Source organism: Pseudomonas sp. BP11-1-1 (genome assembly GCF_052112105.1).
Lineage (GTDB): Bacteria > Pseudomonadota > Gammaproteobacteria > Pseudomonadales > Pseudomonadaceae > Aquipseudomonas > Aquipseudomonas alvandae.
This window is the reverse complement of record NZ_JAUTYU010000023.1, coordinates 21,124-46,775: the sequence shown is the minus strand read 5'-3', so window position 1 is coordinate 46,775 and position 25,652 is coordinate 21,124. Positions and strand designations below refer to the sequence as shown.

Annotated in this window: 24 protein-coding genes; 8 read left to right on the top strand and 16 right to left on the bottom strand. The window is 62.6% G+C overall.

Annotation, left to right across the window (positions count from 1 at the left end):
- Positions 1-127 precede the first annotated feature (127 nt).
- The 3 genes from Q7C33_RS26205 to Q7C33_RS26195 all read right to left on the bottom strand — a co-directional run bounded on the left by Q7C33_RS26205 (position 128) and on the right by Q7C33_RS26195 (position 2,258).
- Complete coding sequence (locus tag Q7C33_RS26205; RefSeq protein WP_030140330.1) at positions 128-721, bottom strand: HAD family hydrolase; 594 nt, start codon at positions 719-721, stop codon at positions 128-130.
- Entirely contained in the window at positions 718-1,587 is an 870-nt protein-coding gene (gene tesB, locus Q7C33_RS26200) for an acyl-CoA thioesterase II (protein WP_030140331.1), read from the bottom strand. The genes Q7C33_RS26205 and tesB overlap by 4 nt, the downstream gene beginning before the upstream one ends.
- A gap of 101 nt (positions 1,588-1,688) precedes the next feature.
- The gene (locus Q7C33_RS26195; protein WP_030140332.1) at positions 1,689-2,258 is read right to left on the bottom strand and encodes a GNAT family N-acetyltransferase; all 570 of its coding nucleotides are present in this window, start codon (positions 2,256-2,258) and stop codon (positions 1,689-1,691) included.
- 73 nt (positions 2,259-2,331) lie between these two features.
- On the opposite strand from Q7C33_RS26195, the gene Q7C33_RS26190 reads away from it, so the two are divergent.
- Complete coding sequence (locus tag Q7C33_RS26190) at positions 2,332-3,252, top strand: histone deacetylase family protein (protein ID WP_030140333.1); 921 nt, start codon at positions 2,332-2,334, stop codon at positions 3,250-3,252.
- A 281-nt stretch (positions 3,253-3,533) separates the two neighbouring features.
- Positions 3,534-4,781: a TIGR03862 family flavoprotein gene (locus Q7C33_RS26185; RefSeq protein WP_407684380.1), complete on the top strand. Its 1,248-nt coding sequence runs from the start codon at positions 3,534-3,536 to the stop codon at positions 4,779-4,781.
- Between the two features lie 70 nt (positions 4,782-4,851).
- On the opposite strand, the gene Q7C33_RS26180 is transcribed toward Q7C33_RS26185, so the two are convergent.
- The 5 genes from Q7C33_RS26180 to Q7C33_RS26160 form a co-directional block, all read right to left on the bottom strand.
- Complete coding sequence (locus Q7C33_RS26180) at positions 4,852-6,189, bottom strand: DEAD/DEAH box helicase (protein WP_030140335.1); 1,338 nt, start codon at positions 6,187-6,189, stop codon at positions 4,852-4,854.
- 58 nt (positions 6,190-6,247) lie between these two features.
- Positions 6,248-7,150 (bottom strand): drug/metabolite exporter YedA, encoded by a 903-nt coding sequence (yedA, locus tag Q7C33_RS26175; RefSeq protein WP_030140336.1) that lies wholly within the window; start codon positions 7,148-7,150, stop codon positions 6,248-6,250.
- A 241-nt stretch (positions 7,151-7,391) separates the two neighbouring features.
- Positions 7,392-8,003, bottom strand: a complete 612-nt coding sequence (locus Q7C33_RS26170) for a 3'-5' exonuclease (RefSeq protein WP_030140337.1) — start codon at positions 8,001-8,003, stop codon at positions 7,392-7,394.
- 21 nt (positions 8,004-8,024) lie between these two features.
- On the bottom strand, positions 8,025-8,504 hold the full coding sequence (locus tag Q7C33_RS26165; RefSeq protein WP_030140338.1) for a LabA-like NYN domain-containing protein: 480 nt from the start codon (positions 8,502-8,504) through the stop codon (positions 8,025-8,027).
- A gap of 128 nt (positions 8,505-8,632) precedes the next feature.
- Positions 8,633-9,388: a DUF2076 domain-containing protein gene (locus tag Q7C33_RS26160; RefSeq protein WP_030140339.1), complete on the bottom strand. Its 756-nt coding sequence runs from the start codon at positions 9,386-9,388 to the stop codon at positions 8,633-8,635.
- Positions 9,389-9,566: 178 nt separating this feature from the next.
- Between Q7C33_RS26160 and Q7C33_RS26155 the strand changes: the two genes are divergently transcribed.
- Both Q7C33_RS26155 and Q7C33_RS26150 read left to right on the top strand, forming a co-directional pair.
- On the top strand, positions 9,567-10,226 hold the full coding sequence (locus tag Q7C33_RS26155; RefSeq protein ID WP_030140340.1) for a YciC family protein: 660 nt from the start codon (positions 9,567-9,569) through the stop codon (positions 10,224-10,226).
- On the top strand, positions 10,223-11,302 hold the full coding sequence (locus Q7C33_RS26150) for an endonuclease/exonuclease/phosphatase family protein (protein WP_407684379.1): 1,080 nt from the start codon (positions 10,223-10,225) through the stop codon (positions 11,300-11,302). Before Q7C33_RS26155 ends, Q7C33_RS26150 begins: the two co-directional genes overlap by 4 nt.
- A 231-nt stretch (positions 11,303-11,533) precedes the next feature.
- On the opposite strand, the gene Q7C33_RS26145 is transcribed toward Q7C33_RS26150, so the two are convergent.
- The 4 genes from Q7C33_RS26145 to hrpB form a co-directional block, all read right to left on the bottom strand.
- Positions 11,534-12,487, bottom strand: coding sequence for a 2-hydroxyacid dehydrogenase (locus Q7C33_RS26145; protein WP_030140342.1), 954 nt, complete (start codon positions 12,485-12,487; stop codon positions 11,534-11,536).
- Between the two features lie 72 nt (positions 12,488-12,559).
- Positions 12,560-13,720: an L-talarate/galactarate dehydratase gene (locus Q7C33_RS26140; RefSeq protein ID WP_030140343.1), complete on the bottom strand. Its 1,161-nt coding sequence runs from the start codon at positions 13,718-13,720 to the stop codon at positions 12,560-12,562.
- 181 nt (positions 13,721-13,901) lie between these two features.
- The gene (locus Q7C33_RS26135) at positions 13,902-14,951 is read right to left on the bottom strand and encodes a LacI family DNA-binding transcriptional regulator (protein ID WP_030140344.1); all 1,050 of its coding nucleotides are present in this window, start codon (positions 14,949-14,951) and stop codon (positions 13,902-13,904) included.
- A gap of 100 nt (positions 14,952-15,051) precedes the next feature.
- The gene (hrpB, locus tag Q7C33_RS26130) at positions 15,052-17,568 is read right to left on the bottom strand and encodes an ATP-dependent helicase HrpB (RefSeq protein WP_198796729.1); all 2,517 of its coding nucleotides are present in this window, start codon (positions 17,566-17,568) and stop codon (positions 15,052-15,054) included.
- Positions 17,569-17,663: 95 nt separating this feature from the next.
- Between hrpB and Q7C33_RS26125 the strand changes: the two genes are divergently transcribed.
- On the top strand, positions 17,664-18,083 hold the full coding sequence (locus Q7C33_RS26125; protein ID WP_407684378.1) for a polyribonucleotide nucleotidyltransferase: 420 nt from the start codon (positions 17,664-17,666) through the stop codon (positions 18,081-18,083).
- Positions 18,084-18,106: 23 nt separating this feature from the next.
- A complete protein-coding gene (locus Q7C33_RS26120; RefSeq protein ID WP_407684377.1) occupies positions 18,107-19,000 on the top strand; it encodes a cation diffusion facilitator family transporter in 894 nt (297 codons plus the stop codon).
- A 178-nt stretch (positions 19,001-19,178) separates the two neighbouring features.
- Here Q7C33_RS26120 and Q7C33_RS26115 read toward each other — a convergent pair whose 3' ends face one another.
- Positions 19,179-20,186, bottom strand: a complete 1,008-nt coding sequence (locus Q7C33_RS26115) for a DUF6515 family protein (protein WP_407684376.1) — start codon at positions 20,184-20,186, stop codon at positions 19,179-19,181.
- 413 nt (positions 20,187-20,599) lie between these two features.
- Between Q7C33_RS26115 and Q7C33_RS26110 the strand changes: the two genes are divergently transcribed.
- Entirely contained in the window at positions 20,600-21,079 is a 480-nt protein-coding gene (locus Q7C33_RS26110; protein ID WP_030140349.1) for an Lrp/AsnC family transcriptional regulator, read from the top strand.
- A gap of 243 nt (positions 21,080-21,322) precedes the next feature.
- Positions 21,323-21,532, top strand: a complete 210-nt coding sequence (locus tag Q7C33_RS26105; protein ID WP_003185724.1) for a DUF2788 domain-containing protein — start codon at positions 21,323-21,325, stop codon at positions 21,530-21,532.
- Here Q7C33_RS26105 and Q7C33_RS26100 read toward each other — a convergent pair.
- The 3 genes from Q7C33_RS26100 to Q7C33_RS26090 all read right to left on the bottom strand — a co-directional run bounded on the left by Q7C33_RS26100 (position 21,527) and on the right by Q7C33_RS26090 (position 25,593).
- A complete protein-coding gene (locus tag Q7C33_RS26100; RefSeq protein WP_407684390.1) occupies positions 21,527-22,093 on the bottom strand; it encodes a pseudouridine synthase in 567 nt (188 codons plus the stop codon). The genes Q7C33_RS26105 and Q7C33_RS26100 overlap by 6 nt on opposite strands.
- A gap of 139 nt (positions 22,094-22,232) precedes the next feature.
- Positions 22,233-23,732 (bottom strand): AMP nucleosidase, encoded by a 1,500-nt coding sequence (gene amn / locus Q7C33_RS26095; RefSeq protein ID WP_187293326.1) that lies wholly within the window; start codon positions 23,730-23,732, stop codon positions 22,233-22,235.
- 211 nt (positions 23,733-23,943) lie between these two features.
- A complete protein-coding gene (locus Q7C33_RS26090) occupies positions 23,944-25,593 on the bottom strand; it encodes an acyl-CoA dehydrogenase family protein (protein ID WP_407684375.1) in 1,650 nt (549 codons plus the stop codon).
- Between the last annotated feature and the right edge of the window lie 59 nt (positions 25,594-25,652).

Here is a 25,652-nt window from a genome sequence, read left to right as displayed (position 1 = left end):
CGGACCTCATCGCGAGCAAGCTCGCTCCCACAGTGGGCCTGGTGCAGACACAAATCTTGCGCTCGACAAAAATCCCCTTGTGGGAGCGAGCTTGCTCGCGATGACGGTCAATCAGCCAACCGACCTCTCAAGCCGACAACATCCGCCGCAACTCAAAGCAATCCCGCGCATGCCAATCCGTCAGCTCCGGCCACGGATTATCCGGCAGATTCACCAGCACCGTCCGCGCCCCTGCCGCGCGACCGCAGTCTAGGTCGAAACGGTAGTCACCCACCATGGCCATCGAGCCCGGGGCCACGTCCCATGCCTCGGCCAGTTTCAACAGGCCTCCGGGATGCGGCTTGGGCGGTGCTTCGTCGCGGCCCAACACGTCCTCCACCGCGAAACAATCTGCCAGGCCAATGGCTTCCAGGGTGATATGGGCCAGCTCGCGAGCGTTGCGGGTCAGGATGCCCAGGCGATAGCCGCGTCCGGCCAGCTCACGCACCAGCTCGACCGCCCCGGGCGCGGGCTTGGAGCCCAGCGCCAAGTCCCGTTCGTGTTCCAGCAGCCAGGCGTGCTTGGCGGCGGCTTCTGCAGCGGGCAGGGCCGCCAGGTGGGTGAGGATGTCGTCTTCGGCCGGAATCGCCAGGGCTACGCGGATCGCGGCGAAGTCATGCACGGCGATGGTCAGCGTGCCGTCCATGTCGAACACCCAATGCCGCACATCGGCCAGGCTCATGCCCAATCCTTGCGATGGCGGATCAAGCCTTCCTGGGTCACCGACGCGACCAGTTGTCCGGCGCGGTTGTACACACTGCCCCGGGAAAAACCACGGGAATTGCCGGCCCACGGGCTGTCCATGGCGTAGAGCAGCCAGTCATCGGCGCGCAGGTCCGCGTGGAACCACAACGCGTGGTCAAGGCTCGCGACCTGCATATCCTTGTGCCACACCGATTTGCCGTGGGGCAGCAGCGAGGTGGTCAACAGGCCGAAGTCCGACGCGTAGGCCAACAGGTATTTGTGCAGGGCCGGAATGTCCGCCAAGGCGCCATCGGCACGGAACCACACGTATTTGACCGGATCGGCCGGTTGCGGGTTGTAAGGATCTTTTTCGGTGACCGGGCGCACCTCGATCGGCTTGGGGCACAGCAGTTTTTCGCGCATGTGCTCCGGCAGCAGATGGGCGCGCTGCTGGGTCAGCTCCAGCTCGGAAGGCAGGTTTTCCGGCCCGACGACTTGCGGCATGCTGCTCTGGTGCTCGAAACCCTGCTCGTCGTACTGGAAAGAGGCGCTGCAGGTGAAGATCGGGTTGCCCTTCTGGATCGCCGTGACCCGCCGGGTGCTGAAGCTGCCGCCATCGCGAACGCGATCGACCTGGTAGACCACCGGCAACGCCGCATCCCCCGGACGCAGGAAATAGCCATGCATCGAGTGCACGTGGCGCGCCTCTTCCACGGTCTGGCTGGCCGCCGACAATGACTGGCCCAGTACCTGGCCGCCGAACAGCTGGCGAAACCCGAGGTCCTGGCTACGACCGCGAAACAGGTTCTCTTCGATCGGTTCCAGGGTCAGCAGGTCGACCAGATCTTCCAACACGTGGCTCATTCAGACTTTCCTCACACAGCGCAAAAACCGCGCAGTCTGTGCTGCGGCGGATCGATAATTGGCCCGGGCCATTTTGGCGGGCATTGTAACGTCCGTGTCGGCTAACCGTGCAGCGTCTGCAACCACTGCTCACGATCGATGCGATAGAGCACATGGTGACGCAATGGATGATCAACCGCGAGCTTGGGGTGTTCGAAGTCATCCGCCGGATCATGCTGCATGCCGATGGCCTGCATGACCTTCTGCGACGGCAGGTTATCCACAGCGGTAAACGCCACCACTTCGTCCAGCCCCAGGCGGTCGAAGGCACAGCGCAACGCCGTCCACGCCGCTTCGCTGGCATAACCGAGCCCCCAGTGTTCGCGGGCCAGGCGCCAACCGATTTCCACCGCCGGGGTGAAATGCGCGTCGAACCCGACCACGCCCAGCCCGGTGAAGCCAATGAAAGCGCCAGTGTCCTTGCGCTCCAGTGCCCACAAACCAAAACCATGCTCGGCAAAATGCCCGCGCACGCGGCCGATCAACGCAGCGCTTTCCAGGCGACTCAAGGGTGCCGGAAAATAACGCATCACTTGCGGATCGGCGGACATGGCCGCAAACGCCGGCAAATCATCGTCGCGCCACTGCCGCAATATCAGCCGTGCGCTTTCCAGTTCCAGTATCGGCTCCATCTTCACTCCCTTTCCATGCCCCAGAGTCTACATCGCTGGTAGGATCCTTCACTCATTCGCTGCTGAAAACACTATGCCTTTGCCGCTGATCTACCACGAAGACTACAGCCCCGAGTTCCCAGCGGATCACCGCTTCCCCATGGACAAGTTCCGCCTGCTGCGCGACCACCTGGTAGAAAGTGGCCTGACGACAGATGCGGACCTGTTGCGCCCCGCCCTGTGCCCACCAGATATCCTCGCCCTGGCCCATGACCGCGCTTATATCGAACGCTACATGGGCGGCGAGTTGTCCCGCGAAGACCAACGGCGACTTGGCCTGCCCTGGAGCGAAGCCCTGGCCCGGCGAACGGTACGCGCGGTGGGTGGCTCGCTCCTGGCCGCCGAAAAGGCCCTCGAACACGGGTTGGCCTGTCATCTGGCCGGCGGCACCCATCACGCCCACTACGATCACCCGGCCGGCTTTTGCATTTTCAATGACCTGGCGGTGATCAGCCGCTACTTCCTGGCCAGCGGTCGCGTCTCGCGGGTGTTGATTTTCGACTGCGACGTGCACCAGGGCGACGGTACTGCTCGAATACTCCATGACACCCCGGACGCCGTGACAGTTTCCCTGCACTGCGAAAAGAATTTTCCGGCACGCAAGGCGCAAAGCGATTGGGACATTCCGCTGCCGATGGGCATGGACGATGCCGCTTACCTTAAAGTCGTGGACGATGCGCTCAATTACCTGCTGCCGCTCTACCAGCCGGACCTGGTGCTGTATGACGCCGGCGTCGACGTGCACAAGGACGACGCCCTCGGTTACCTGAAACTGACCGACGAAGGCCTCGCCGCCCGGGACGAGAGCGTGATGCGTCATTGCCTCGGGCGGGACATCCCCGTCGTCGGCGTGATCGGTGGTGGCTACAGCAAGGACCGCAAGGCCCTGGCCCGACGCCACGGGATCCTGCACCACAGCGCGCAAAAGGTCTGGATGTCATCAGGCTGTCATTGAACGCTGGGCGCGTTACCCACAATGCCTGTGGAGCGGCCTGTGGATAACCTGAGCGAAACGGCTCGCAGCCTGTGTTGCCTATGGCTCGCAGGGGCTTGGTTGTTTTTTGATCACCTTAATTTAAGAACGCCACCTACCTTGTGGGAGCGGGCTTGCTCGCGAACGCGGTGTGTCAGTCGATATTTGCCTCACTGACACACCGCTTTCGCGAGCAAGCCCGCTCCCACAGGAATTTGTGCTGATAGAATGCCGCGCTATTCCTAGCTTCCGCAGTTCACACCATGACCTCGACCACCCAGCCTCCCTTCCCAAACATCGCCATCATCGGCGGCGGCCCTGCTGGCCTGATGGCGGCCGAGGTGTTGAGCCAGGCCGGTGTCCGGGTCGATCTGTACGACGGCATGCCCTCGGTGGGCAGGAAATTTCTCCTGGCCGGCGTCGGCGGCATGAACATCACCCACTCCGAAGCCTTCCCGGCCTTCCTGTCCCGCTACGGCGAACGCGCGTCGAATATCGCCCCGCTGCTGCGAGCATTCGGCGCGGATGAGTTATGCCAATGGATTCACGGCCTGGGCATCGACACCTTCGTCGGCAGCTCGGGACGGGTATTTCCAACCGACATGAAAGCCGCCCCGCTGCTGCGCGCCTGGCTCAAGCGTTTACGTGAGGCCGGGGTGGTGATCCACACCCGCCACCGCTGGCTCGGCTGGAACCCCGACGGCAGCCTGCGCATCGCCAGCCCGGAGGGAGAAAAGAGTCTTGCGCCCGACGCGACATTATTGGCATTGGGCGGCGGCAGTTGGTCGCGCCTGGGCTCCGATGGTGCCTGGATGCTGCCGCTGGAACAGCGCGGCGTGGCCCTTGCGCCGCTGCAGCCGAGTAACTGCGGATTCGACGTGACGGCCTGGAGCGACCTGATGATCAGCAAATTCGCCGGCGCCCCGCTGAAGAACATCGCCATCGGCCTCAACGACGATGTGCCTCGCCTGGGCGAATGCGTCATCACCGCCACCGGCATCGAAGGCAGCCTGATCTATGCGCTGTCGGCAGCGATTCGTGAGGCCATCAACCAGCACGGCCGCGCGACCATTCATCTGGACCTGTTGCCGGGCCGGCCTGTGGATAAAATCCTCCAGGCCCTGAACAAGCCACGCGGGTCGCGCTCGATGGCCAAGCACTTGCACAGCCAGTTGGGGATCGACGGGGTCAAGGCAGCCTTGTTGCGCGAGCTGACATCCGTCGATTGCTTCGCCGACATGGCGCGGCTGGCGGAAGCGATCAAGACCTTGTCGGTCACGCTGGTGAAAACCCGTCCGCTGGACGAAGCGATCAGCAGTGCCGGCGGCGTGGCCTTCGAAGCGTTGGATGAACGGCTGATGCTCAAGCAGCTCCCCGGCGTTTTCTGCGCAGGAGAGATGCTCGACTGGGAAGCGCCAACCGGCGGCTACCTGCTCACGGCGTGCTTTGCCAGTGGTCGGGCGGCGGGGTTGGGGATGGTGGAGTTTCTACGAAACAGCGGGAAGTTATAAGCTGCAAGCTGCAAGCTGAAGACCATCGACATACAACTTGCGGCTTGCAGCTTGAAACTTGCAGCTGCCGTCAAGGCTTACGCTTACGCGGCCCGGTATTGAACACCGGCACTTTTCGCACCGGCTTGACTGACGGCTCCACCGGCCCCGAATCGCCACTGTCCACCCACTTGCCCAGGTTGCGCTTGCCGCCACTGCCCTGGGTTTTCGGTTTCTTCGGCTTCTTCGGTTTCTTGATCACCTGGCCGCTGGCATCGGTCTCCGGCACGCGGTGCTCAGGCTCGAAATCCTGCTCCATCTGCCGGGGCAATGTCTGACGAGTCAAGGTCTCGATGGCCGACAGCAGATTCACTTCATCGGCGCAGACCAGGGAAATCGCCTGCCCGGTGGCGCCCGCCCGGCCCGTGCGGCCGATGCGGTGGATGTAGTCCTCGGCGACGATCGGCAGGTCGAAGTTCACCACCAATGGCAAATCCTCGATATCCAGGCCACGGGCGGCGACGTCGGTGGCCACCAGGATCTGCACTTCGCTGGCCTTGAAGCGATCCAGCGCGCGCTGGCGGGTCGCCTGGGGCTTGTCACCGTGGATGCCATCGGCATTGACACCGAGGCCCTGGAGTTTTTCCACCAGCGCATCGACGCCGTTGCGGGTCTTGGCGAACACCAGCACCTGTTTCCACTTGTGCTTGCGCATCAGATGAATGAACAGCTCCGGCTTGCGCTTCTTGTCCACCGTCACCACCCATTGCTTGACGGTGTTGGCGGCCACGTTGCGCGGGCTCACTTCGATGCTCAGCGGATCGTTGAGCATCTGCCCGGCCAACAGGCGGATCGCATCGGAAAAGGTCGCCGAGAACAGCAGCGTCTGGCGCTTCTTCGGCAGCGCCTTGTAGATGTTCGCCAGTTCCTCGGAGAACCCCAGGTCGAGCATGCGGTCGGCTTCGTCCAGCACCAGGGTCTGCAACTGGTTGAACTTCAGCGCGTTCTGGCGGAACAGGTCGAGCAAGCGGCCCGGCGTCGCCACCAGCAAGTCGACGCCTTTGCGCAACTTCATCATCTGCGGGTTGATGCTGACGCCGCCGTACACGGCGTAGGTGCTCAAGGGCAGGTTCTGCGCGTATTGGCGCACGCTTTCGTGGACCTGCTCGGCCAGCTCGCGGGTCGGCACCAGGATCAACGCACGCACCGAGTTGGCGGCGACTTTCGGCCCTTCGGTGGTCAGCAACTGCAACAGCGGCACGGCGAAACCGGCGGTCTTGCCAGTACCGGTCTGGGCCGCGGCCATCAGGTCGCGCCCGGCGAGCACGGCCGGCATGGCTTGGGCCTGGACCGGCGTCGGAGTCTGGTAGCCGAGCGTCTCGAGGGCGCGCAGCAGGGGTTCGATCAGGCCAAGGGTGGCGAAAGTCATGGAGGTACCGTAGGAAAAATCAGCGCAGGGTGTGCAATGCGCGGCAGTTTACCCTAAATCAGGATTCGGCCGGTGCAGGCTTGGGCTTGCGCCACTGCGGCAAGCCGATCAACACCACGGCGCTGATGATCACCAGCATCGCCAAGGCTTCTTCGATGCCAATGGTTTCTCCTGCGAAGACGATGCCCAGCAACACCGCCACCGCCGGGTTGACGTAGGCATAGCTGGTGGCCGCCGCCGGACGCACATGCTTGAGCAGGTACATGTAGGCATTGAAGGCGATGATCGAACCGAAACCGATCAGGTAGACCAGCGCGAACCAGCCTTCCAGCGGCGGCATGCTTTCCAGGCGTTCGCCACTGGCGAAGCTGCCGATCAACAGCACCACGCCGGCTACCAGCATCTCCACCGCGCTGGCCATGGCACCTGCGGGTAGTTGCACATGTTTGCTCAACACCGAACCGAAGGCCCAGGACGCCGCCGCAAACACCAGCAAAGCCGCCCCCAAAGGACTCGATTGCAGGTTGGAACCCAGGTTGAGCATGGCGATGCCGATCAATCCCAGCACAATCCCCGCCCACTCGAGACGGGTATTGCGTGCGCCCCAGAAATATCCGCAGAGCAAAGTAAACAATGGCACCGTCGCCACGGCCAGCGCCGCCACGCCCGAAGCCACGCCCGTATGCTCGGCGATACTCACCGCACCATTGCCGAAGGTCAGTAGCAACACGCCAATGAGCGCCCCGGCCTTCCATTGCGCCCAGGTCGGCGCCGGCGCGCCCTTCCACCGCAAGAAGCCGTACATCAACGACCCGGCGATCACAAAACGAATCCCCGCCAGCAGCAACGGCGGCCAATGCTCGACGCCGATGCGAATCACCAGGTAGGTCGAACCCCAGATGACATACAAGGCGAAAAAGGCAGCGATCAACGGCAACGGAAAACGGCGTGGGCCAGGCATGTTCAACTCGAAGTCAGGACGATGAAACCCATCATTCTAAAAAGGCGCTCGGCAGAAATTAAGTTACAAAATCTGTTTATCCGAGCCATACACTTTTCAAGGCACGACCAATACGACTGAACACAGACCAACCCTGTGGGAGCGAGCTTGCTCGCGATAGCTTTGGATCAGCCAACATAACATTGACTGATACACCGCAATCGCGAGCAAGCTCGCTCCCACAAAAGGTTTCGCGGTGCGTTCAGAACCCGCGATGGCGCTTGAGGTGTTCGTTGATCTTCGCCGCCGGCACTTTCTGCAAACTGCACAGCAGGTCATGGGACAACTCCCGCAACCCATGCTTCTGGCGCAATTCCGCAGCGAGGTGCGCGGTAAGGTTGGCGGCCATTTCGGCGTCGGCCATGGCCCGGTGAGCCTGGCCGGTGTGGGGCAGGCCGGCGAATGCGTTGAGCGTGCCAAGCTTGTGGTTCGGCGCCGATGGCATCAAGCGCCGGGCCAGCAACAACGAACAGGCAAAGTTCTGCAGGCGGGTGCGCTTGATGCGCCCCAGTTCGAAGTCCCAGAACTTCTGGTCGAACGCGGCGTTATGCGCCAGCAGCGGCGTGATGCCGACAAACTCGTTGACCTCGTTCATCACTTTTTCCGCAGGGGGAGCGCTGCGCAGCATGGCGTTGCTGATCCCGGTCAGTTGTTCGATGAAGGCCGGCACGCGAACACCGGCGTTCATCAGGCTCTGGTAACGGTCGACGATCCGGCCTTGTTCAAGGATCACCACGGCGATTTCCGTGGCCCGGCAACTGCTGCTCGGGGTGATGCCGGTGGTTTCAAAGTCGATGACTGCGATGCGTTCCAAACCTGTGGGGCTCCTTGAAGATCAATTCTTGAGCAGCAACGCGCCTTCGATGGGCACGTAGCGGCTGGCGGCGCGGATCAGCGAGTTGGCGGTCAGCCCCGGCACACCGTAGGCCACCGCTTGCACGCCGTGCTTGCTGATGATGCGTTCGAGCAGCATGTCGAAATCGCCGTCGCCGGAGGCCAGCACCACTTCATCGACATGGTCGGCAGCGTCCATGATGTCGAGCGTGATGCCCACGTCCCAGTCGCCCTTGGCCGAACCGTCGCTGCGTTGGATGTAGGGCTTGAGCTTCACGGTGAAGCCGAGGTTGCGCAGGATCTGCTGGAACTGCTGTTGCTTGCTGTCGCCGCGATCGATCGCGTAGGCATAGGCCTCGACGATCTGGCCCTGTTTGCTGACGTCAGCCCATAGCGCCGCGTAGTTGAAATGGCAGCCATAGGCTTGGCGCACGGTGTAGTAGAGGTTCTGGACATCGGCGAACACTGCGATTTTTTTCACCGCGTTTCCTCATGAATGCACACGCGTGCAGGCCAGCCGGCCCGAAAAGTCGCCCAGTATGCCAGCCTCGAGGAATGTTCCGCGAATAATCGGCCCGAGGCGCCCGGGCGCCTCGGACGAATGGCAGGTCAGACGAACGAGTCGTCGTCGCCGAAGAAGGACGAATCGTCGCCGTAGTCCGCGTCGCTGACACCGCCCGGGTCGTTGTCGTAGGAACCGTTGTCGGCCACGCGCTGGTCATCGCCCCAGCCGTTGTCGCCGCTGTTGGCCGTATCGTTGACGGGCTGGGCCGGTTCTTCCTTGAGGATCTCGACGATTTCCTGAGGCTGATTGCTGTGGAACAGACTGCTGATGCCCTGGGCCAGCATCACGCCACCGGCCACGCCCGCCGCGGTTTTCAGGGCGCCACCGAGGAAGCTGCTGGCCGCCGGGGCCGGCTGTTGCGGCGCGCCATAGTTGCCGGGCGCGGCACCAAAACCTTGCTGGGCCGGCGCGTTGAACGACGGCCGTCCCGGTTCACGCCAGCCGCCACCGCTGGGCGCTGGTGTACTTGCAGGATGCGAATCGCGGTTGCCGCCACCAAAAATACTCGAGAGAAAACCACCGCCGCCGCTGGGCGCCGAAGCCGGATTGCGAGCCTGCTGCAACTCGGCTTGCAATTGCTCGACCTGCTGGGCGAGTTGCTTGTTCTGCTCGTCCAGGCGCTTGATCGCCGCCTCTTGCACCAGAATCGCCTGGGCCATGAAATAGCCCGCCGCAGGCTGGTTGGCCAAGTGTTCCTTGATCCGCGCCTCAGCCTGGGCGTCGCGCGGGGCTGATTCCTTTTCGGCCTGTTGCAGCCGTGAAAACAGTCCATCGATCAGGGTTTGTTCTTCGCTGTTCATGGCGACCTCATCAGATTGCCGGATAAAAAACCAAGCCGGTCCACAAAAGACCGGTGCCCGTCAGTAATGGGGTCCGCCAGGAACCTTTCAATGGTCTTTACCTGATGTTTACGTTTGTTTATGCGGTCACCTGATGGGTAAAGTGTCGGACCGCTTTTTTGAACTGCGATACCGACCCATGAATCCCTTAGAAGTACTGCGTGACTCCTTGTATTTTTTCAAACGCCATCTGGGCCGCATCGCCCAGTTGTGCCTGCCGCTGGTGATCATTGAAGCGGTGCTGCAACAAGGAGTGGACAACGCCTTCGGGGCCGACGGTTTTTCCGGCTACAGCGTGATCGTCGGTCTATTGGTGTACCCGTTGTATACCGCAGCGTTGATTCTGTTCCTCGATGCCCGCAGCCGTGGCGAAGCCCCGCGGGCGCGCGACCTGCTCGCGGCCGCCCTGCTTCAATGGCCACGCTTCGCCTTGCTGACCGCCCTCAATACGCTGCTGATCCTGATTGGCATCTCATTGTATTTCCTGCCGGGGTTGTGGCTGATGGTGGTCCTGGCCTTTGGTGAATACCTGTTGGTGTTGAGGGGTATGTCGCCTCTGGCCGCCATGAAGGAAAGCGCGCGCCTGAGTCGAGGCCATTTCTGGCGAATCCTGCTGTGCATCCTGGCCGTAATGGTCCCGCTGTGGCTGCTCAAGGGCGCCAGCGTCTCGGTGTACCCTGCACCGCAGAACCCCTTGATCAGTCTGCTGATCGATAGCATTCACAGCTTCCTGCAACTGTTCACCACTGTGGTGTTGTTCCGAATGTTCATGCTGATTGCCGAAAAACCCGAGCCATGAGCCGTCTGCTGCGATACACCGTGCTGGGCCTGTTGTTGATCGTCGGCATCGGCGTCTTCTCGATCTATGGGCTGACCTGGCGTCCCCAGGCCCGGGAAGCGCTGCCCGTCAGTTGTGCCGCGGACGCCGCGCCGCTGATGCCCGGCCAGGCGTTGAAGGTGATGACCTGGAACGTCCAGTTCCTGGCCGGCAAGCGCTACGTGTTCTGGCACGACCTGGCCCAGGGCGACGATGAAAGCCCGACCCTCGAAGACATGGCCTTTAGCCTCGACGAAGTGGCGCGGGTCATTCGCGATGAACAGCCGGACGTGGTGTTGCTCCAGGAACTGGACAACGGTGCCAAGGCCAGCCATTACCAGGAACAACTCAAGCTGCTGCAGGAGCGCCTGGCCGACCTCTACCCATGCGGCACCAGCGCCTTCGACTGGAAAGCCGATTTCATCCCCAGCCCGCGCATCTTTGGCAGCGTTGGCCGGCAATTGGCGACGCTGAGTCGCTACCGCATCGACCATGCCGAGCGGGTGCAATTACCCGTGGCGGATGGGAGTTTCATCAGTCGTCAGTTCCAGCCGAAAAACGCCTTGCTGGTGAGTTACCTGCCACTGAGCGGCAGCGGCCAAGTGGCGGTGCTCAATACACACCTGGAGCGGGCGGCACGGCCGGACGACACCGCGCAGAAACAGATCGATGCCGTGTCCAAGGCTTTGGACAAGCTCGAATCCGCCAGCACGTCCTGGCTGATCGGTGGCGATTTCAACCTGTTGCCCCTGGGTCAATACCGGCGCCTGCCGGCGGAACAGCGCTCGCCCTACTCCGCCGACAGCGAGCTGCATCTGTTGTGGGACAAATACCCGATGATCCCGACCAACAACGAGGCCAGCGGCATCGACCGCGAACACTGGCTCACCCACTACCCGAACGACCCGGGCCTCAACGGCCCCGACCGCACCGTCGACTACCTGTTCTACAGCCCACGCCTCAAGCGGGTCGAAGCCCAGGTCCGGCAGGACGACACCTTGCGCATCTCCGATCATTTGCCGGTGATTGCGCGGTTTTTGTTGCCGGCAGCGCCTTAGCCGACTCACCGCCAAACACCTGTGGGAGCAAGCTGGCTCGGCCCACAAGGATTTCGAGAGCAGCACGGCCCTGTGGCGAGGGAGCTTGTTCCCGCTTGAGTGCGCAGCGCTCATTGCTTTTGGGGCCCGCTGCGCGCGCCAGCGGGAGCAAGCTCCCTCGCCACAAAAGCTCTCAAGCATCACGCCACAGATCGATCAACGCTCCCACAGGCCTGCCGGCGCCAAAACGCATTACAGCGCCACCGGCGTAACCAGCCTCCCCTCTTCGAAATAGGTATCGAGATTTTCGAGAACCAGGTCCGCCATGGCTTGGCGGGTCTCGTGAGTACCGCTGCCGATATGTGGAAGCAATACGACGTTATCCATTTCCAGTAACGCGGCCGGAACATGGGGCTCGTCCTCGAACACGTCCAAGGCGGCACCGCCGATTTCCGACTCAAGGAGGGCCGTGACCAACGCCGCCTCATCGACGACACTGCCCCTGGCCACATTGATCAGAAAGGATTTGGGACCGAGCGCGCGCATGACCTGTCGATTGATCAGATGCCGGGTTTGCGGGCCGCCAGGAACGAGAACAACAAGGTAGTCCGCGGCAGTGGCCAATGCTTGAAGGTCGGCGTAATGGGTATAGGAAACCTCGGCATACGGCCCATTGGGTCGATAATACGCGACGTTCATGTCGAAGGCCGAGACCCGTCTGGCGAGCGTCTTGCCGATCTTGCCCAAGCCTACGATGCCGCAGGTTTTACCGTGCAGGTCATTGCCCAAGGGGAATTTTGCCTCCCGCCATTTGCCGGCCCGCACGAAGCGCTCGGCCTCGCAGACTCTACGGGATACGCAAAGCATCAACGCCAGTGCCGTTTCGGCCACGCTGTTGTTGAGCACGTCCGGCGTATTGCTCAACTGGATACCACGACGGGCCAGGTAAGCCGTATCGAGAGCGTCATAACCGACACCGAAACTGGTAATCACCTCGAGATGGGGCAGCTGTTCCAGGACCTGATGGTCAGCCCCGTACACACCACTGGTTACAACCGCGCGTATAGAATCGCCATGTAAAGCGACCCAGTGGGTGAAGTCGGCAATCTCCCAGCGCTTGTGGACGCTGTAGTGTTCTTCCAACGACTGCATCAAGGATGGGTGCATGGGCCCCCATACCAGCACGTCCATTTTGAGATCGATCACGGTAGCTCCCCTTTCAAGGAGGCTCTGGATAGAGCCTCGCAAACCTATCCACTGCCGAACCGAGGAGATTCCTCAGGGACGGGCACCCACCTCGGTTTCCTGAACCGTCCACGGCTTGACTTGTTCGCTGAGCGTCAGCCCCAAACCGGGACGGGTGGGGACGAGCATCCGGCCGTCACGGGTCTCCAGGCGCTCGTTGAACAAAGGCTCAAGCCATTCGAAGTGCTCGACCCAGGGTTCGGTCGGATAGGCTGCCGCCAGGTGAACGTGCAGTTCCATGGCGAAATGCGGGGCCAGCATCAGGCCCGCTTGCTCAGCCATCGACGCGACCTTCAAGTAAGGGGTGATGCCGCCCACTCGTGGCGCGTCCGGCATCAAGAAGTCCGCGCCGCGCAGCTTGATGAATTCGGCGTGCTCGGCGACGCTGGTGAGCATTTCACCCGTGGCGATCGGCGTATCGAATTGTTGTGCCAACGCGGCGTGGCCTTCGGCGTCATAGCAGTCCAGGGGCTCCTCGATCCAGATCAGGTTGTACGCCTCGAACTGGCGGCACATGCGCTGGGCCGTCGGCCGATCCCATTGCTGGTTGGCATCGACCATCAGCGGGAAGTTGTCACCCAAGTGCTTGCGCACCGTGCTGACCCGCTCAATGTCGAGGGCACAATCCGGTTGTCCGACTTTCAACTTGATACCGCCGATGCCCTTTTCGCGGGACACGTCGGTATTTTTCATCAGTTGATCCAGCGGGGTATGGAGAAAGCCTCCCGAGGTGTTGTAGCAACGCACCGAATCGCGTTGGGCGCCGAGCAAACGGGCCAGCGACAAGTTGGCGCGCTTGGCTTTCAGGTCCCACAACGCCACGTCGAACGCCCCCAAAGCCTGGGTCGACATGCCACTGCGGCCCACCGAGGCGCCAGCCCAGCAGAGTTTGGTCCAGAGCTTGGAAATGTCACTCGGATTTTCGCCGATCAGCACCGGGGCGATTTCCTTGGCATGGGCGAATTGCCCCGGTCCGCCGGCACGTTTCGAGTAACTGAAGCCGAGGCCACGATGCCCCTCGAGGGTTTCAATTTCAGCGAAGAGGATGGCGATCTCGGTCATCGGTTTCTGCCGCCCGGTAAGCACCTTGGCATCACTGATCGGATTGGCCAGCGGCAAGATCACCGAAGCGACACGAACCCAGGCAATACGGTCGTCATCGGAGGACTTGGGAAGGTCTTTTGATACGAACATGTGTGCGCTCCTTGGACATTGAAAAGCGTTCAGGTGTGGAAGCTCCTGCCAGCCTATGATTGCGCAATCATAGGCTGATCAAAAAAAAGCCCTCGCTCGATAAAACCGAAGACCTTTGAATGGATACTACACTGATTGCGCAATCATTCAACCGAAGGCAACCGATAAACAGATTTTCAATTCAGGTGCTCGCGCGGTCGATCAAGGTGAAACCGGTGTCAATCCGCACCGTTTTCTGGGCCAAAGGGTTTTCGAATCGCTCAAGCAGCGCCTCGGCCACTTGCAAGCCGATGCGCTTGCCGTCGACGCTGACAGTCGACAACGCCGGGTAGACCTGCGCGGCACTGCTCAGATCCCCGAACCCCATGACGGCAAGGTCGCCGGGCACATTCAAGCCTTGGCTGGCGGCTTCGGCCAAAACGCCTTGAGCCACGGTGTCCGAGCTGCACACCACGATGTCGGGCCGCGGTGATTGGTCCAGCAGTCGCCGAAGCCCCTCTCGCCCGACTTCGAGCGTGGCAGGTGGCGCCAGGATTTCCATGGGCACTTGCTCGATTCCCTGGCGTTTCAGCTCGGCGATAAGGCTGTTGCAACGGCGCAGACCCCGGGGGTCGCTGATGGTCACCACGGAAAATCGCCTGTAACCCTTTTTCACTAGGTGTCGCGCGGTCTCCTCCCCCACCTTTTCGTGGGAAAAACCCACCAGCATGTCTAAAGGGTCCTCACTCAAGTCCCAGGCCTCAACCACGGGAATACCCGCCTGAGCGAGGCGCAAGCGGCTTGATTCGGTGTGAAGCGTACCGGTCAGTACGATGCCATCCGGACGCCGGCCGAGTACCGCCTCCAACAGTTTTTCTTCCTGCTCTGCGCTATAGCCTGTAAGGCCCAGCAGGGTCTGATAGCCCGCCTGGGTCAGGCGGTCCATCAACGATTGCACGGTGTCTGCAAAAATGGAGTTAGCGATAGTGGGAAGGAAAATCGCCACTAGGCGGCTTTTGTTGCTCGCCAAGCCACCGGCCAGCATGTTTGGCACATAACCCGACTGGCGCACCGCCTCCCGGACCTTTTCCCGCGTGTTCTCGCTCACCAGCTCCGGTCGATGCAAGGCCCTGGAAACGGTCATTGGCGAGACCCCGGCAATCTTTGCCACATCGATCAATGTCAAGCTGGCCCCTTTGTTGGCCGCTGTCATCGATGCTTCAGTGGTGGGCGTTGCGGGTTTCTTTGCCATGACATGTCCAAATCTGGAGCTGAGTAACCGAGGCTGCGTGGAAAAGCAGCTTATCCGTCGGTGAATTTACCATCTGCGACCCTGGCCAAGCCGGGGATTTTCACTTGCGCGGCTTGACCCGCGCCGTCGCTTCCGCCACCAACGGATCATCCGGCCAGTAATGCTTGGGATAGCGCCCCTTGAGATCCTTCTTCACCTCGGCATAGGTGCTGCGCCAGAAGTTCGCCAAATCCTGGGTCACTTGCACCGGCCGACGCGCCGGCGACAGCAGGTGCAGCTTGACCACCTGCCGTCCGCCGGCGATGCGCGGGGTATCGGCCAAGCCGAAAAGCTCCTGCAAGCGCACGGCAAGAATTGGCGGATGCTCGCTGTAATCCAGGCGAATCGACGATCCCGAAGGCACGTTCAAATGGTGGGGCGCCTGTTCGTCCAGGCGTTGCGGCAAAGGCCAGGGCAGCAGGTTGTGGACGATGCTCGACAAATCCAGGTTCGCGAAATGACTGAGTCGAGAGACGCGTCCCAGATACGGCATCAACCAATCCTCGAGACTGCCCAGCAATGCCGTGTCGCTGACATCCGGCCATTCGCTTTCGCCCTTGGCCTCCAGGTCGAGCCGGCGCAACAGCGCCACGCGCGCTTGCCATTGCCGCAACTCCGGCGTCCACGGCAGCAGCTCCAGGCCCTTGCGCCGCACCAGGTTGACCAGCGCCTGGCTGCGGGCTGCTTCATCCAGCCCGGCCAGCGGCTCGCGGCTGAGCACCAGTTCGCCGACCTTGCGCTGGCGTTCGGCCCGCAGCACGCCTTCGCGCTCGTCCCAGTCCAGTTGATCGACCGTCTGCACCTGCTCGGCCAGCACTGAATCGAACAGCGCCGGGTCGAAATCCGTCGCCAGGTAAATCCGCTCCTCCCGCTGGCCCTGGCGACTGCCCAATTCGGCGATCACCAGCCACGCTTGTTTCATCAGGCTATCCGCCTCGGCGAACAGCGCCGCACGACCATTGGCCAGGCGATACTCCGCACCGCCGGGGCGCCGTTGCTGGGCGACACGATCCGGATAGGCCAACGCCAACAATGCACCGAGCCAGCGTGGATGATCGGGATCGGCGACGGCTTCCCCGGCCTTGCCCCGTAGATAGCCGCGATATTGCCGGGCCAATTGCCGGGCCCGCTGCACGCCACCTTGGGCGCCGCGTGCCGCTCGCTCCTCGCCGGACAACAAGACCAGACGGCTGTGCAGATCTGCGCCGGCGCCGCGCAGGATGTCGCGCTCGCCAAGCAGCGCCGCCACGTTGCAAGCCATGTCCGCCAACCCCAGCGCCTGGCCACGCAACAGCAAGTGTGCGATACGTGGATGAGCCGGCAGCTCGGCCATGGCCTGGCCGTGGCGGGTCAGTTGGCCGCCATCGAGTGCGCCGAGACGTTGCAACAGATCCTGGGCCTGGGCATACGCGGCGGTCGGCGGAACGTCGAGCCACACCAACTGCTGCGGCGTCACGCCCCAACGCCCCAATTGCAGGGCCAACCCGGCCAGGTCCGCCGAAAGAATCTCGGCGCTGCCGTAGGCGGCCAACTGTTCGTGCTGGTCTTCGGACCACAACCGATAGCACACCCCTGGTTCCAGGCGCCCGGCTCGACCGGCCCGTTGGGTCGCGCTAGCCCGGGAGATGCGTTGGGTATCGAGACGGGTCATGCCGCTGCCCGGATCGAATCGCGGTACGCGGGCGAGCCCGGCGTCCACCACTACCCGCACACCGTTGATGGTCAGGCTCGTCTCGGCGATGTTGGTGGCCAGCACGACTTTACGTTGGCCGGGCGGCGCCGGATCGATGGCGGCGCGCTGGGCAGCGAGGTCCAGTTCGCCATGCAACGGGCACAGCAACACGTTGCCGCCGTCGCCGAGGGCATCGGCCAATTGTTGATGAACGCGACGGATTTCCGCTTGCCCAGGCAGGAACACCAGCACGCTGCCGGTTTCATCGTGCAGCGCCTCGAGCACGGTCTGCACCAGTCGCGGCTCGATAAATTCCCCAGGCTGGAATGGCCGGCCCCAGCGCACCGCCACCGGGAACATGCGCCCTTCGCTGCGCAGGATCGGCGCGTCGTCCAGCAGTCCAGCCAGGCGCTCACCTTCCAATGTCGCGGACATCAGCAGGATCTTCAGCGGCTGCTCTTCGCGAAACAGCTCCCGGCCATTGAGGCTCAGGGCCAGCGCCAAATCAGCGTCAAGGCTGCGCTCGTGAAATTCATCGAAAATCAGCAGCCCCACGCCTTCCAGGGCCGGGTCGTCCTGCAAGCGGCGGGTGAGGATGCCTTCGGTGACCACTTCAATGCGCGTATGGGGGCCCACCTTGCTGTCGAGGCGAATCCGGTAGCCGACGGTTTCGCCGACCTTTTCCCCCAGCTCGCTGGCCAGCCGCTCGGCCGCCGCCCGTGCCGCCAGGCGCCGGGGTTCGAGCATGAGGATGGTCTGCCCGGCCAGCCAGGACTCGTTCAACAGGGCCAGGGGAACTCGGGTGGTTTTACCGGCGCCAGGGGGCGCTTCGAGCACCGCTTCGTGGCGCTTGGCCAGGGCTTGGCGCAGCGCGGGTAAAACTTCATCAATCGGCAAGGAAATCATGCTGGCTCCAAAACAGAGGGCCGAGTATAACGGCGAACTGTTTAGCGTGGTCTGGACTCCAACCAGCAACGCCCATACCTGCTCAGGAGATTGCTATGCGTATTCCCTATCGCGTGATCGGCGGCGTCCTGGTCGCCACCCTGCTGACCCAGATCAGCGCCTGTGGCTCGATCTTCTACCCGGACCGTCGCGGCCAGATCGAAGGCAAGATCGACCCGGCCATCGCCGCGCTCGATGCCGTCGGCCTGTTGTTCTACATCATCCCCGGCCTGATCGCCTTTGCCGTGGACTTCGCCACCGGCGCGATTTATTTCGAGCCGGGCAAGAGCGTCCAGATCGACCCGGAGAAACTCAAGCCAGCCATCAACCCCGACGGCACGGTCAATAATCACAAGCTGCAAGCCATCCTTGAAAGCGAACTGGGCCGCAGCTTCCCGCTGGACGATCCACGCCTGATCCAGCACAAGGGCAACGTTCAACAACTGGCCACCCTCGGTCTGAAACCCGCTGCTTGAAGCAACCCAAGGATGATCGCGTCATGACCACTGGTGCCGAACACGCTCGCCTGCTACGCCTGGCCACCCGGGCGTCGGTGGCCGTGGCGCTTATCCTTGTCGCCGCCAAGGCGCTGGCCTGGTGGTCGAGTGGTTCGGTGAGCATGCTCGCCGGCCTGACCGACTCGGCGCTGGACGGCGTCACTTCGTTGCTCAATCTGCTGGCGGTGCATTACGCGCTGCGCCCTGCCGACGACGATCACCGCTACGGGCATGGCAAGGCCGAGTCCTTGGCGGGCATGGCCCAGGCGCTGTTTATCGGCGGCAGTGCGGTGCTGATTGCCTTGCAGGCTTTCGAGCGGCTGAAAAACCCGTTGCCCGTGGAAGCGCCTTGGCTGAGCGTCGGCGTGATCGTGTTTTCCCTGGTGCTCACCTTGGCGCTGCTGGCGTTGCAGCATAGGGTCGTGCGCGCCACCGGCTCCAACGCGGTGCGCGCCGATTCGCTGCATTACCGTTCGGACTTGTTGCTCAACGGCAGCATCCTGGTCGCGCTGGTCCTGGCCGGGTTCGGTTGGTATCAACTCGACGCCTGGTTCGGCCTGGGCATCGCCCTCTACATTCTGTGGAGCGCGGTGCAGATTGCCCGGGAGAGCCTTGCAGTGCTGATGGATGAAGAACTGCCGCCGGACGTCAGCCAGCACATGCTGGAACTGGCATGCGCCGTACCCGGCGTGGTCGGTGCCCATGACCTGCGCACGCGGATCTCCGGCAACCATTGGTTCGTGCAGTTGCACTTGGAATTGCCGGGGGAACTGACCTTGTCAGTCGCCCACGGCATCAGCGACCAGGCCGCCGACGCGATTCACCGCGCGTATCCAAAGGCCGAGGTGCTGGTGCATGCGGATCCGCTGGAAGTGGTGAAGCCCACCAGCGCCTAGCTCGGGCTCACAAACTTGTGGCGAGCGGATTTATCCCCGCTGGACTGCGAAGCAGTCCCAAAGCAGCCAACTCAATCTGCCTGGCACACCGAGGCGGAGGTTCAGGGCCGCTTCGCACCCCAGCGGGGATAAATCCCCTCGCCACAAAAAGCAGCGTCCGCACGATCTTTGCCACGCCTCAGTACGTCACCTGATACCCACGGCTACTCAAGCAACTCCCCTCGGCCTGGCGATAGGTCTGCACCACCTCCGGCGCCGGTGGGTAGGTGTAGTTGCGCGGATCGAAACCACTCTGCTGCACCGCCCAGCGATAGCAATCGTAGCCGTCCTGGTTGACCTGCTCGGGAGACTGGCCGTTGGCCGGGTAAGCCACCACGTCAAAACCGTTGCCCTGGGGTTGTGGCTGCGGGTTCGCGGCCGGCGCCTCGACCACGACGTAATCCTGGGTATTGGCTTCGTAGATGTAATACGCGCCGGCGGCAAGGAAGAACAGCGAACTGCCGATCCAGACCTCACGGGCATAGTCCGGCAGATAGCGCGTGCGAATCCCCCGTGGCGGCTGGACCACGACATAACGCGGGCCTTGCGGGCGATACCAGTAGCCACCGGAATAGAAATAATCCTGGCCGCGATAAGGCACGCGGTAGTTGCGATCCGGGAAACGATCGATCACATACCCAGGCCGATACTGTGGCCCCGGGCCCCAGCCATTGCCATGCCCGTCCGGCCGACCGGGCCAATGTTGCTCGGGACGCCCCTCATGACCAGGACGAGGCCCGCCGTTCGGATAGCCGTCGTTGCGGCGCGGAATATCGCGGTAGTACCCCGGTTGCGGTTCACGGGTCTGGGTCACGCTGTCGGGCCGCCCCTGGATCGGCAAATGATTGCCCGGTGGCTGCTGCGGCGGGCGACCTTGGACGTTGGGGTCCTGCGGCGGCCGTTCGTAGCGTTGTCCGCCCTGGTATTGCGGCTTGACCTCGAACTGTCGGCTGTTATCGCCCCGGATGATCTCGTTGCTTTGCTGCCTGGGCTGGCCTGAATAACCCTGGCCGTTGCCGCCTCGTCCGTCCTGGCCGTGACCACCGTCGGGGCCGCCACGGTTTTGCTGATCGTCGGCCATTCCCTGCGCACTGACACTTGCCCACAACAGACCAACACCTGCCAAACGCCAGATGCGCGACTTCATGAAATTCCTCACAACGGTTCGGGGCCTGCAAATAAGACTGGAAAAGCCAAGGCCGGTTCTGCGACAGGTTATCAGGCGCGGGGTTTATTTCGCAGGCATAAAAAAGGGAGGCCCGTCGGCCTCCCCTTGAGAACTTCGTCCGTGCGCGACGCTTATGACGTCGGCTCACCTCACGCCGTCTTCTGGACAGTGTGCAGCTCGGGGGTCTGCCAGTACCGGTGGGTACTGCGACCGCAGCCGGCCGGATTGGGCGGGCTGCACTGGACTGTTTGTCCGAGCAGTGATCTTGGTGGTAAGCATAAGCCCGGGGCGCCGGCAGGGGATTGCGAAGATTGCTTGAATAAACACCACTTGCGCAATTTTTACCCTTGGATGGATAATCTTCCGCAATTAACCGAATAAAGGCCCGCTCGATGAGCAAACTCGACCGTTACGACCTGAGCATTCTGGCGGAATTGCAGCGCGACGCGCGTATCTCCAACCAGGAATTGGCCGAGCGCATCGGCTTGTCGCCCTCCCCGTGCTCCCGGCGGGTCAAGCAACTGGAGGACGACGGCTACATCACCCGCCAGGTCGCCCTGCTCGACCGCAAGATGCTGGGCCTGAGCCTGACGGCCTACGTGCTGATCGGCATGGACCGCCATACCCCCGATCGCTTCGAGACCTTCGAAGCCGCGATCCGCAGCCTGCCGCAAGTACTGGAGTGCAGCCTGGTGACCGGCATCGACGCGGACTACCAGCTCAAGGTGGTGGTGCCGGACATGGACCATTACCAGAAACTGTTGCTGGGGCACCTGACCCGAATCGAAGGGGTCACCAGCGTGCGCTCGAGTTTTGTGTTGAATCAGGTGCTAAACAGCACTGAATTACCGTTGACGCATCTGCGCAGCTAACCGCTTTCATGCCCATCTACTGTGGGAGCGGGCTTGCTCGCGAAGACGACGGCACATTCAACATTTTTGCTGATTGACAGACCGCTTTCGCGAGCAAGCCCGCTCCCACAGTCAATTCAAGCGCTGCTGAGTCCGAGTTCAGATGAACAGCTGCGACACACCGTCGCAGCCCAATCCTGCGCCCTGCCGCCGTGCCGTATACTCGCCCCGCCTTTCCAACCCCGCCAACGCCGGAGTGCCCCGATGGATCCTGCTGTTTTCGAAGAGTGGATGATGACCGGCCTGGTCAGCATCCTGATCATTTTCATGGGTTTCATCGTCTGGGACCTGGCGAAGAAGTCCAAGGCCGGGCGCTTTGGCTCGTTTATCCTGTTTTTCGTGCTGGGCCTCGGCGTCGCGGCATTCGTCATCAAGAGCGTGGTGATCGGCCTGATCGAATCCGGCGCGTTATAAGCGCGCCGGCACTTCCTTCCACTGGCCCTGGTCGAGCCCTTCGAGCGTCCAGTCGCCAATCCTGACACGCACCAGGCGCAAGGTCGGCAAGCCTACCGCGGCGGTCATGCGTCGTACCTGGCGGTTGCGTCCTTCGCGTATGACCAGCTCCAGCCAGCTCGTCGGCACGCTTTTGCGAAAGCGCACCGGCGGGTTGCGCGGCCACAATTGCGGTTCGTCCAGTTGACGGGCCTCGGCAGGCAGCGTCATGCCATCGTTCAATTCCACGCCATCGCGCAGGCGCTGCAGCTGTTCGTCGCTCGGCTCGCCCTCGACTTGCACCCAGTACGTCTTGGCCAGCTTGTGCTTGGGATCGGCGATGCGCGCCTGCAGTTGTCCGTCATTGGTCAACAACAGCAGCCCTTCGCTGTCGCGGTCGAGGCGACCGGCCGGGTAGATGCCGGGCACGTCGATGAAATCCTTGAGCGTCGCCCGCCCTTCGCCGTCGCTGAATTGCGTCAGCACATCAAAGGGTTTGTTGAATAGGATCAGCTTCGGCTCGGCCGGAGGCGCCTTGGCCACACGGCGCGGGGCGGAGGCTGGAGGCTTCGCGCCAGGGCGGCGGGAAACGGGACGTGGGGGACGGGGCATGGCAGCGACAACATCTAACGGTCAGGGCCGACCATGCTAGTGGCCCGACCGTTAAATGACCACCATCCGATCAGCGGAACGGCGGCTCGTCGAAGCTGCGCAGCTTGCGCGAGTGCAACGAATTGAGCTCGGTGCGCAGCAGGTCCACCGCCGCGATCCCGATCTTCAGGTGCTGGTTGACCGCCCGCTCATAAAAAGCGTTGGCCGAACCCGGCAGCTTGATCTCGCTGTGCAGCGGCTTGTCCGAAACGCACAGCAACGTGCCATAAGGCACCCGCAGACGATAACCCTGGGCGGCAATGGTGCCGCTTTCCATGTCCACCGCCACCGCGCGGGACAGGTTGATCAACGGGCGCTCCTGGGCCCAGCGCAGCTCCCAGTTGCGGTCGTCGTAGGTCAGCACGGTGCCGGTGCGCAGGCGCTTTTTCAGCTCGTCGCCTTTCTCGCCAGTCACGTTCGCCGCCGCCTGCTGAAGCGCCAGTTGCACTTCGGCCAGGGCCGGGATCGGGATGTTCGGCGGCACCACCCGGTCGAGAATCCCATCGCGGCGCATGTAGGCGTGGGCCAGCACGTAATCGCCGATGGTCTGGGACTGCCGCAGGCCGCCGCAGTGTCCGATCATCAGCCAGCAATGCGGGCGCAGCACGGCCAGGTGATCGGTGATGTTCTTGGCGTTGGACGGGCCGACGCCGATGTTCACCAGGGTCACGCCGTGGCCGTCGCTGGCCTGCAAGTGATAGGCCGGCATCTGGTAGCGGTGCCAGACCACGCCGGCGGCGATGGCCGAGGCTTCGCCGTGGTCCATGTTCTTGTCGATGATCACGTTGCCCGGCAAGACCATGCGCACGAAACGCGGGTCGCTGCGCAATTGCTCAAGGCCATGGACGATGAATTGGTCGACATAGCGGTGGTAGTTGGTCAGCAGGATCCACGGCTGCACATGGCGCCAGTCGCTGCCGGTGTAGTGCACCAACCGGCGCAGGGAGAAATCCACCCGGGCGGCGTCGAACAGCGCCAGGGGCAACGGGTCGGTGTTTTCCCAATCGTAGAGGCCATCGGCGATGCCATCGGTGGCGGCCGACAAGTCGGTGCTCGGGAACACCCGCGCCAGCACGGCGGCGGTGACACCGGAGCCAGCGAGCTCATCGCCCTGCTCAACCACGTACGGGTAAGGAATGTTCTGCTCGCTGACGCCCACCTCGACCGTGACGGTGAAGTCGTGCATCAACGGCACGAGCTGTTCCAGCAGGTATTTGCGGAACGCGGATGGATGAGTGACGGTGACACTGTAAGTGCCCGGCAATTGGACCTTGGCGTAGGCGCGGGTGGTTTGCGGGACTTCGCCGTGGCAATGGTAGGTCAGGCGCAGGGCCGGGTAACGAAACAAGGCCCGTTGCTCGGCATCCGGCTCGATGCGGTCCTTGAGGTAGCGCTTGAGCGCCTGGTTCAGCGCGGTGGTCGCACGCTCATGCAGGGCCGCGAGACGATCCACGGCTTGTTCGGCGGTTTGAACGACAATAAACGCTTCGGTCACGATCAGCTTCCTGTGTTCTGACTTGCAGGCCTTCATCTTGCCTGCATCGTGGTCCGACGGGAACAGTGGCGTATTGGGTATTCGCCGATGGGAAACCTGTGGGAGCGAGCCTGCTCGCGAAAGCGGTATTTCAGGCACTGCATATGTTGGATTTGCCGACGCCTTCGCGAGCAGGCTCGCTCCCACAGGGTCTGGTGGTGTCTCGAATCCTGTGTACCGCCTAAACCCTCTGTGGGATGTGTTGATCCTAGAGACCCTGCGGGGTCGAGCGCGCAACGATCGCCTCTACATTCAAGCCACGGGGCAATGCGCCGTAGACCCTGGCGCCGGATCCAAGGCGACTGGCAATAAAGGCATCGCTGACATCACTGTTCCCCGCTTCGAGCAGCAACCTCGCTTGCAGGCCTACGGCGATGTCTTCGGTCAATTGCCGGGCGCGGTACTGGATGTCGTCGGTGTCCTTGAACGCCGCGTGCAATTGGTCGATATGGGCGGCCAGGCGCTTGTCCCCATGACCGTCGCCCAGTTCGTTGAACAGCACTTCCAGCACGCCTGGCTCCTTGGACAAGGCGCGCAATACATCGAGGCATTGCACGTTGCCTGAACCTTCCCACGTCGAGTTGACCGGTGCCTCCCGATACAGGCGCGGCAGGATGCTGTCTTCGACGTAGCCGGCGCCGCCCATGCATTCGGCGGCTTCGTTGATCATTGCGGGGGCACGCTTGCAGATCCAGTACTTGCCCACCGCCGTCACCAGTCGGGCGAACTTGGCTTCGTGCTCGTCGTCCAGATGGTCCAGCGCCCGGCCCATGCGCAGGCTCAGGGCCAATGCAGATTCGCTTTCCAGCGCCAGGTCGGCGAGCACGTTCTGCATCAGTGGCTGTTCGCTCAAGACTTTGCCACCGACCTTGCGGTGCGCGCAGTGGTGACTGGCCTGGGTCAGCGCCTGGCGCATCAGGGCGCTGGAGCCGACCATGCAATCGAAGCGGGTCATGGCGACCATCTCGATGATCGTCGGCACGCCTCGGCCCTCTTCACCGATCATCCAGGCCAGCGCGCCACGGAACTCGACTTCGCTGGACGCATTGGAACAATTGCCCAGCTTGTTTTTCAGTCGCTGGATATAGAACTGGTTGCGCGTGTCGTCCGGGCGATGGCGCGGCAGCAGGAAACAGCTCAGACCCTTGTCGGTCTGGGCCAGGGTCAGGAACGCATCGCACATCGGTGCCGAGCAGAACCATTTATGCCCCACCAGTTCATAGGCCTGCCCCGGCCCGCTGGCACCCACTGGAAAAGCCTTGGTGGTATTGGCCCGCACATCGGTGCCGCCCTGTTTTTCGGTCATCGCCATGCCCAGCGTGACCCCGGCCTTGTGGGCCATGCCGACGTTACGCGGGTCGTATTCGGTGGCGAGCACCTTCGGCACCCAGCGCTCGGCCAGGTCCGGCTGCAGGCGCAGCGCCGGCACGCTGGCGAAGGTCATGGTCAAGGGACAACCAGTGCCGGCTTCGGCCTGGCTGTGCAGGTAAGTCATGGAAGCGCGGGCGACATGGGCGCCGGGTTGCGGATGAGCCCACGGCAGGCTGGGCAGGCCATGCTCGATGGCGGTGCGCATCAACTGGTGATACGCGGGATGAAACTCCACCAGGTCAATGCGATGGCCGTAGCGGTCATGACTGGAAAACACCGGTTTGTTCTGGTTGGCCAGGAACCCGGCCTCCATCAGCGGCCCACCCGCCAGCGCACCGTAGGCATCGATCCGCGCCTGCGCCCAACCGGCGCCGAAACGCTGCGACCACTGTTGCAGCGGCAGGTCGATGCGATACAGGTTGGCACCGTCCAGGGACGGCGGCTGATTGGTGACGTCGTGGGTTTCGGCGAACTGGTGCAGGTTCATGACGGGGCTCCTTGGCCGGCCAGCAGGGATTCAGTTAAGCATCGCCTCCTGATCGATCA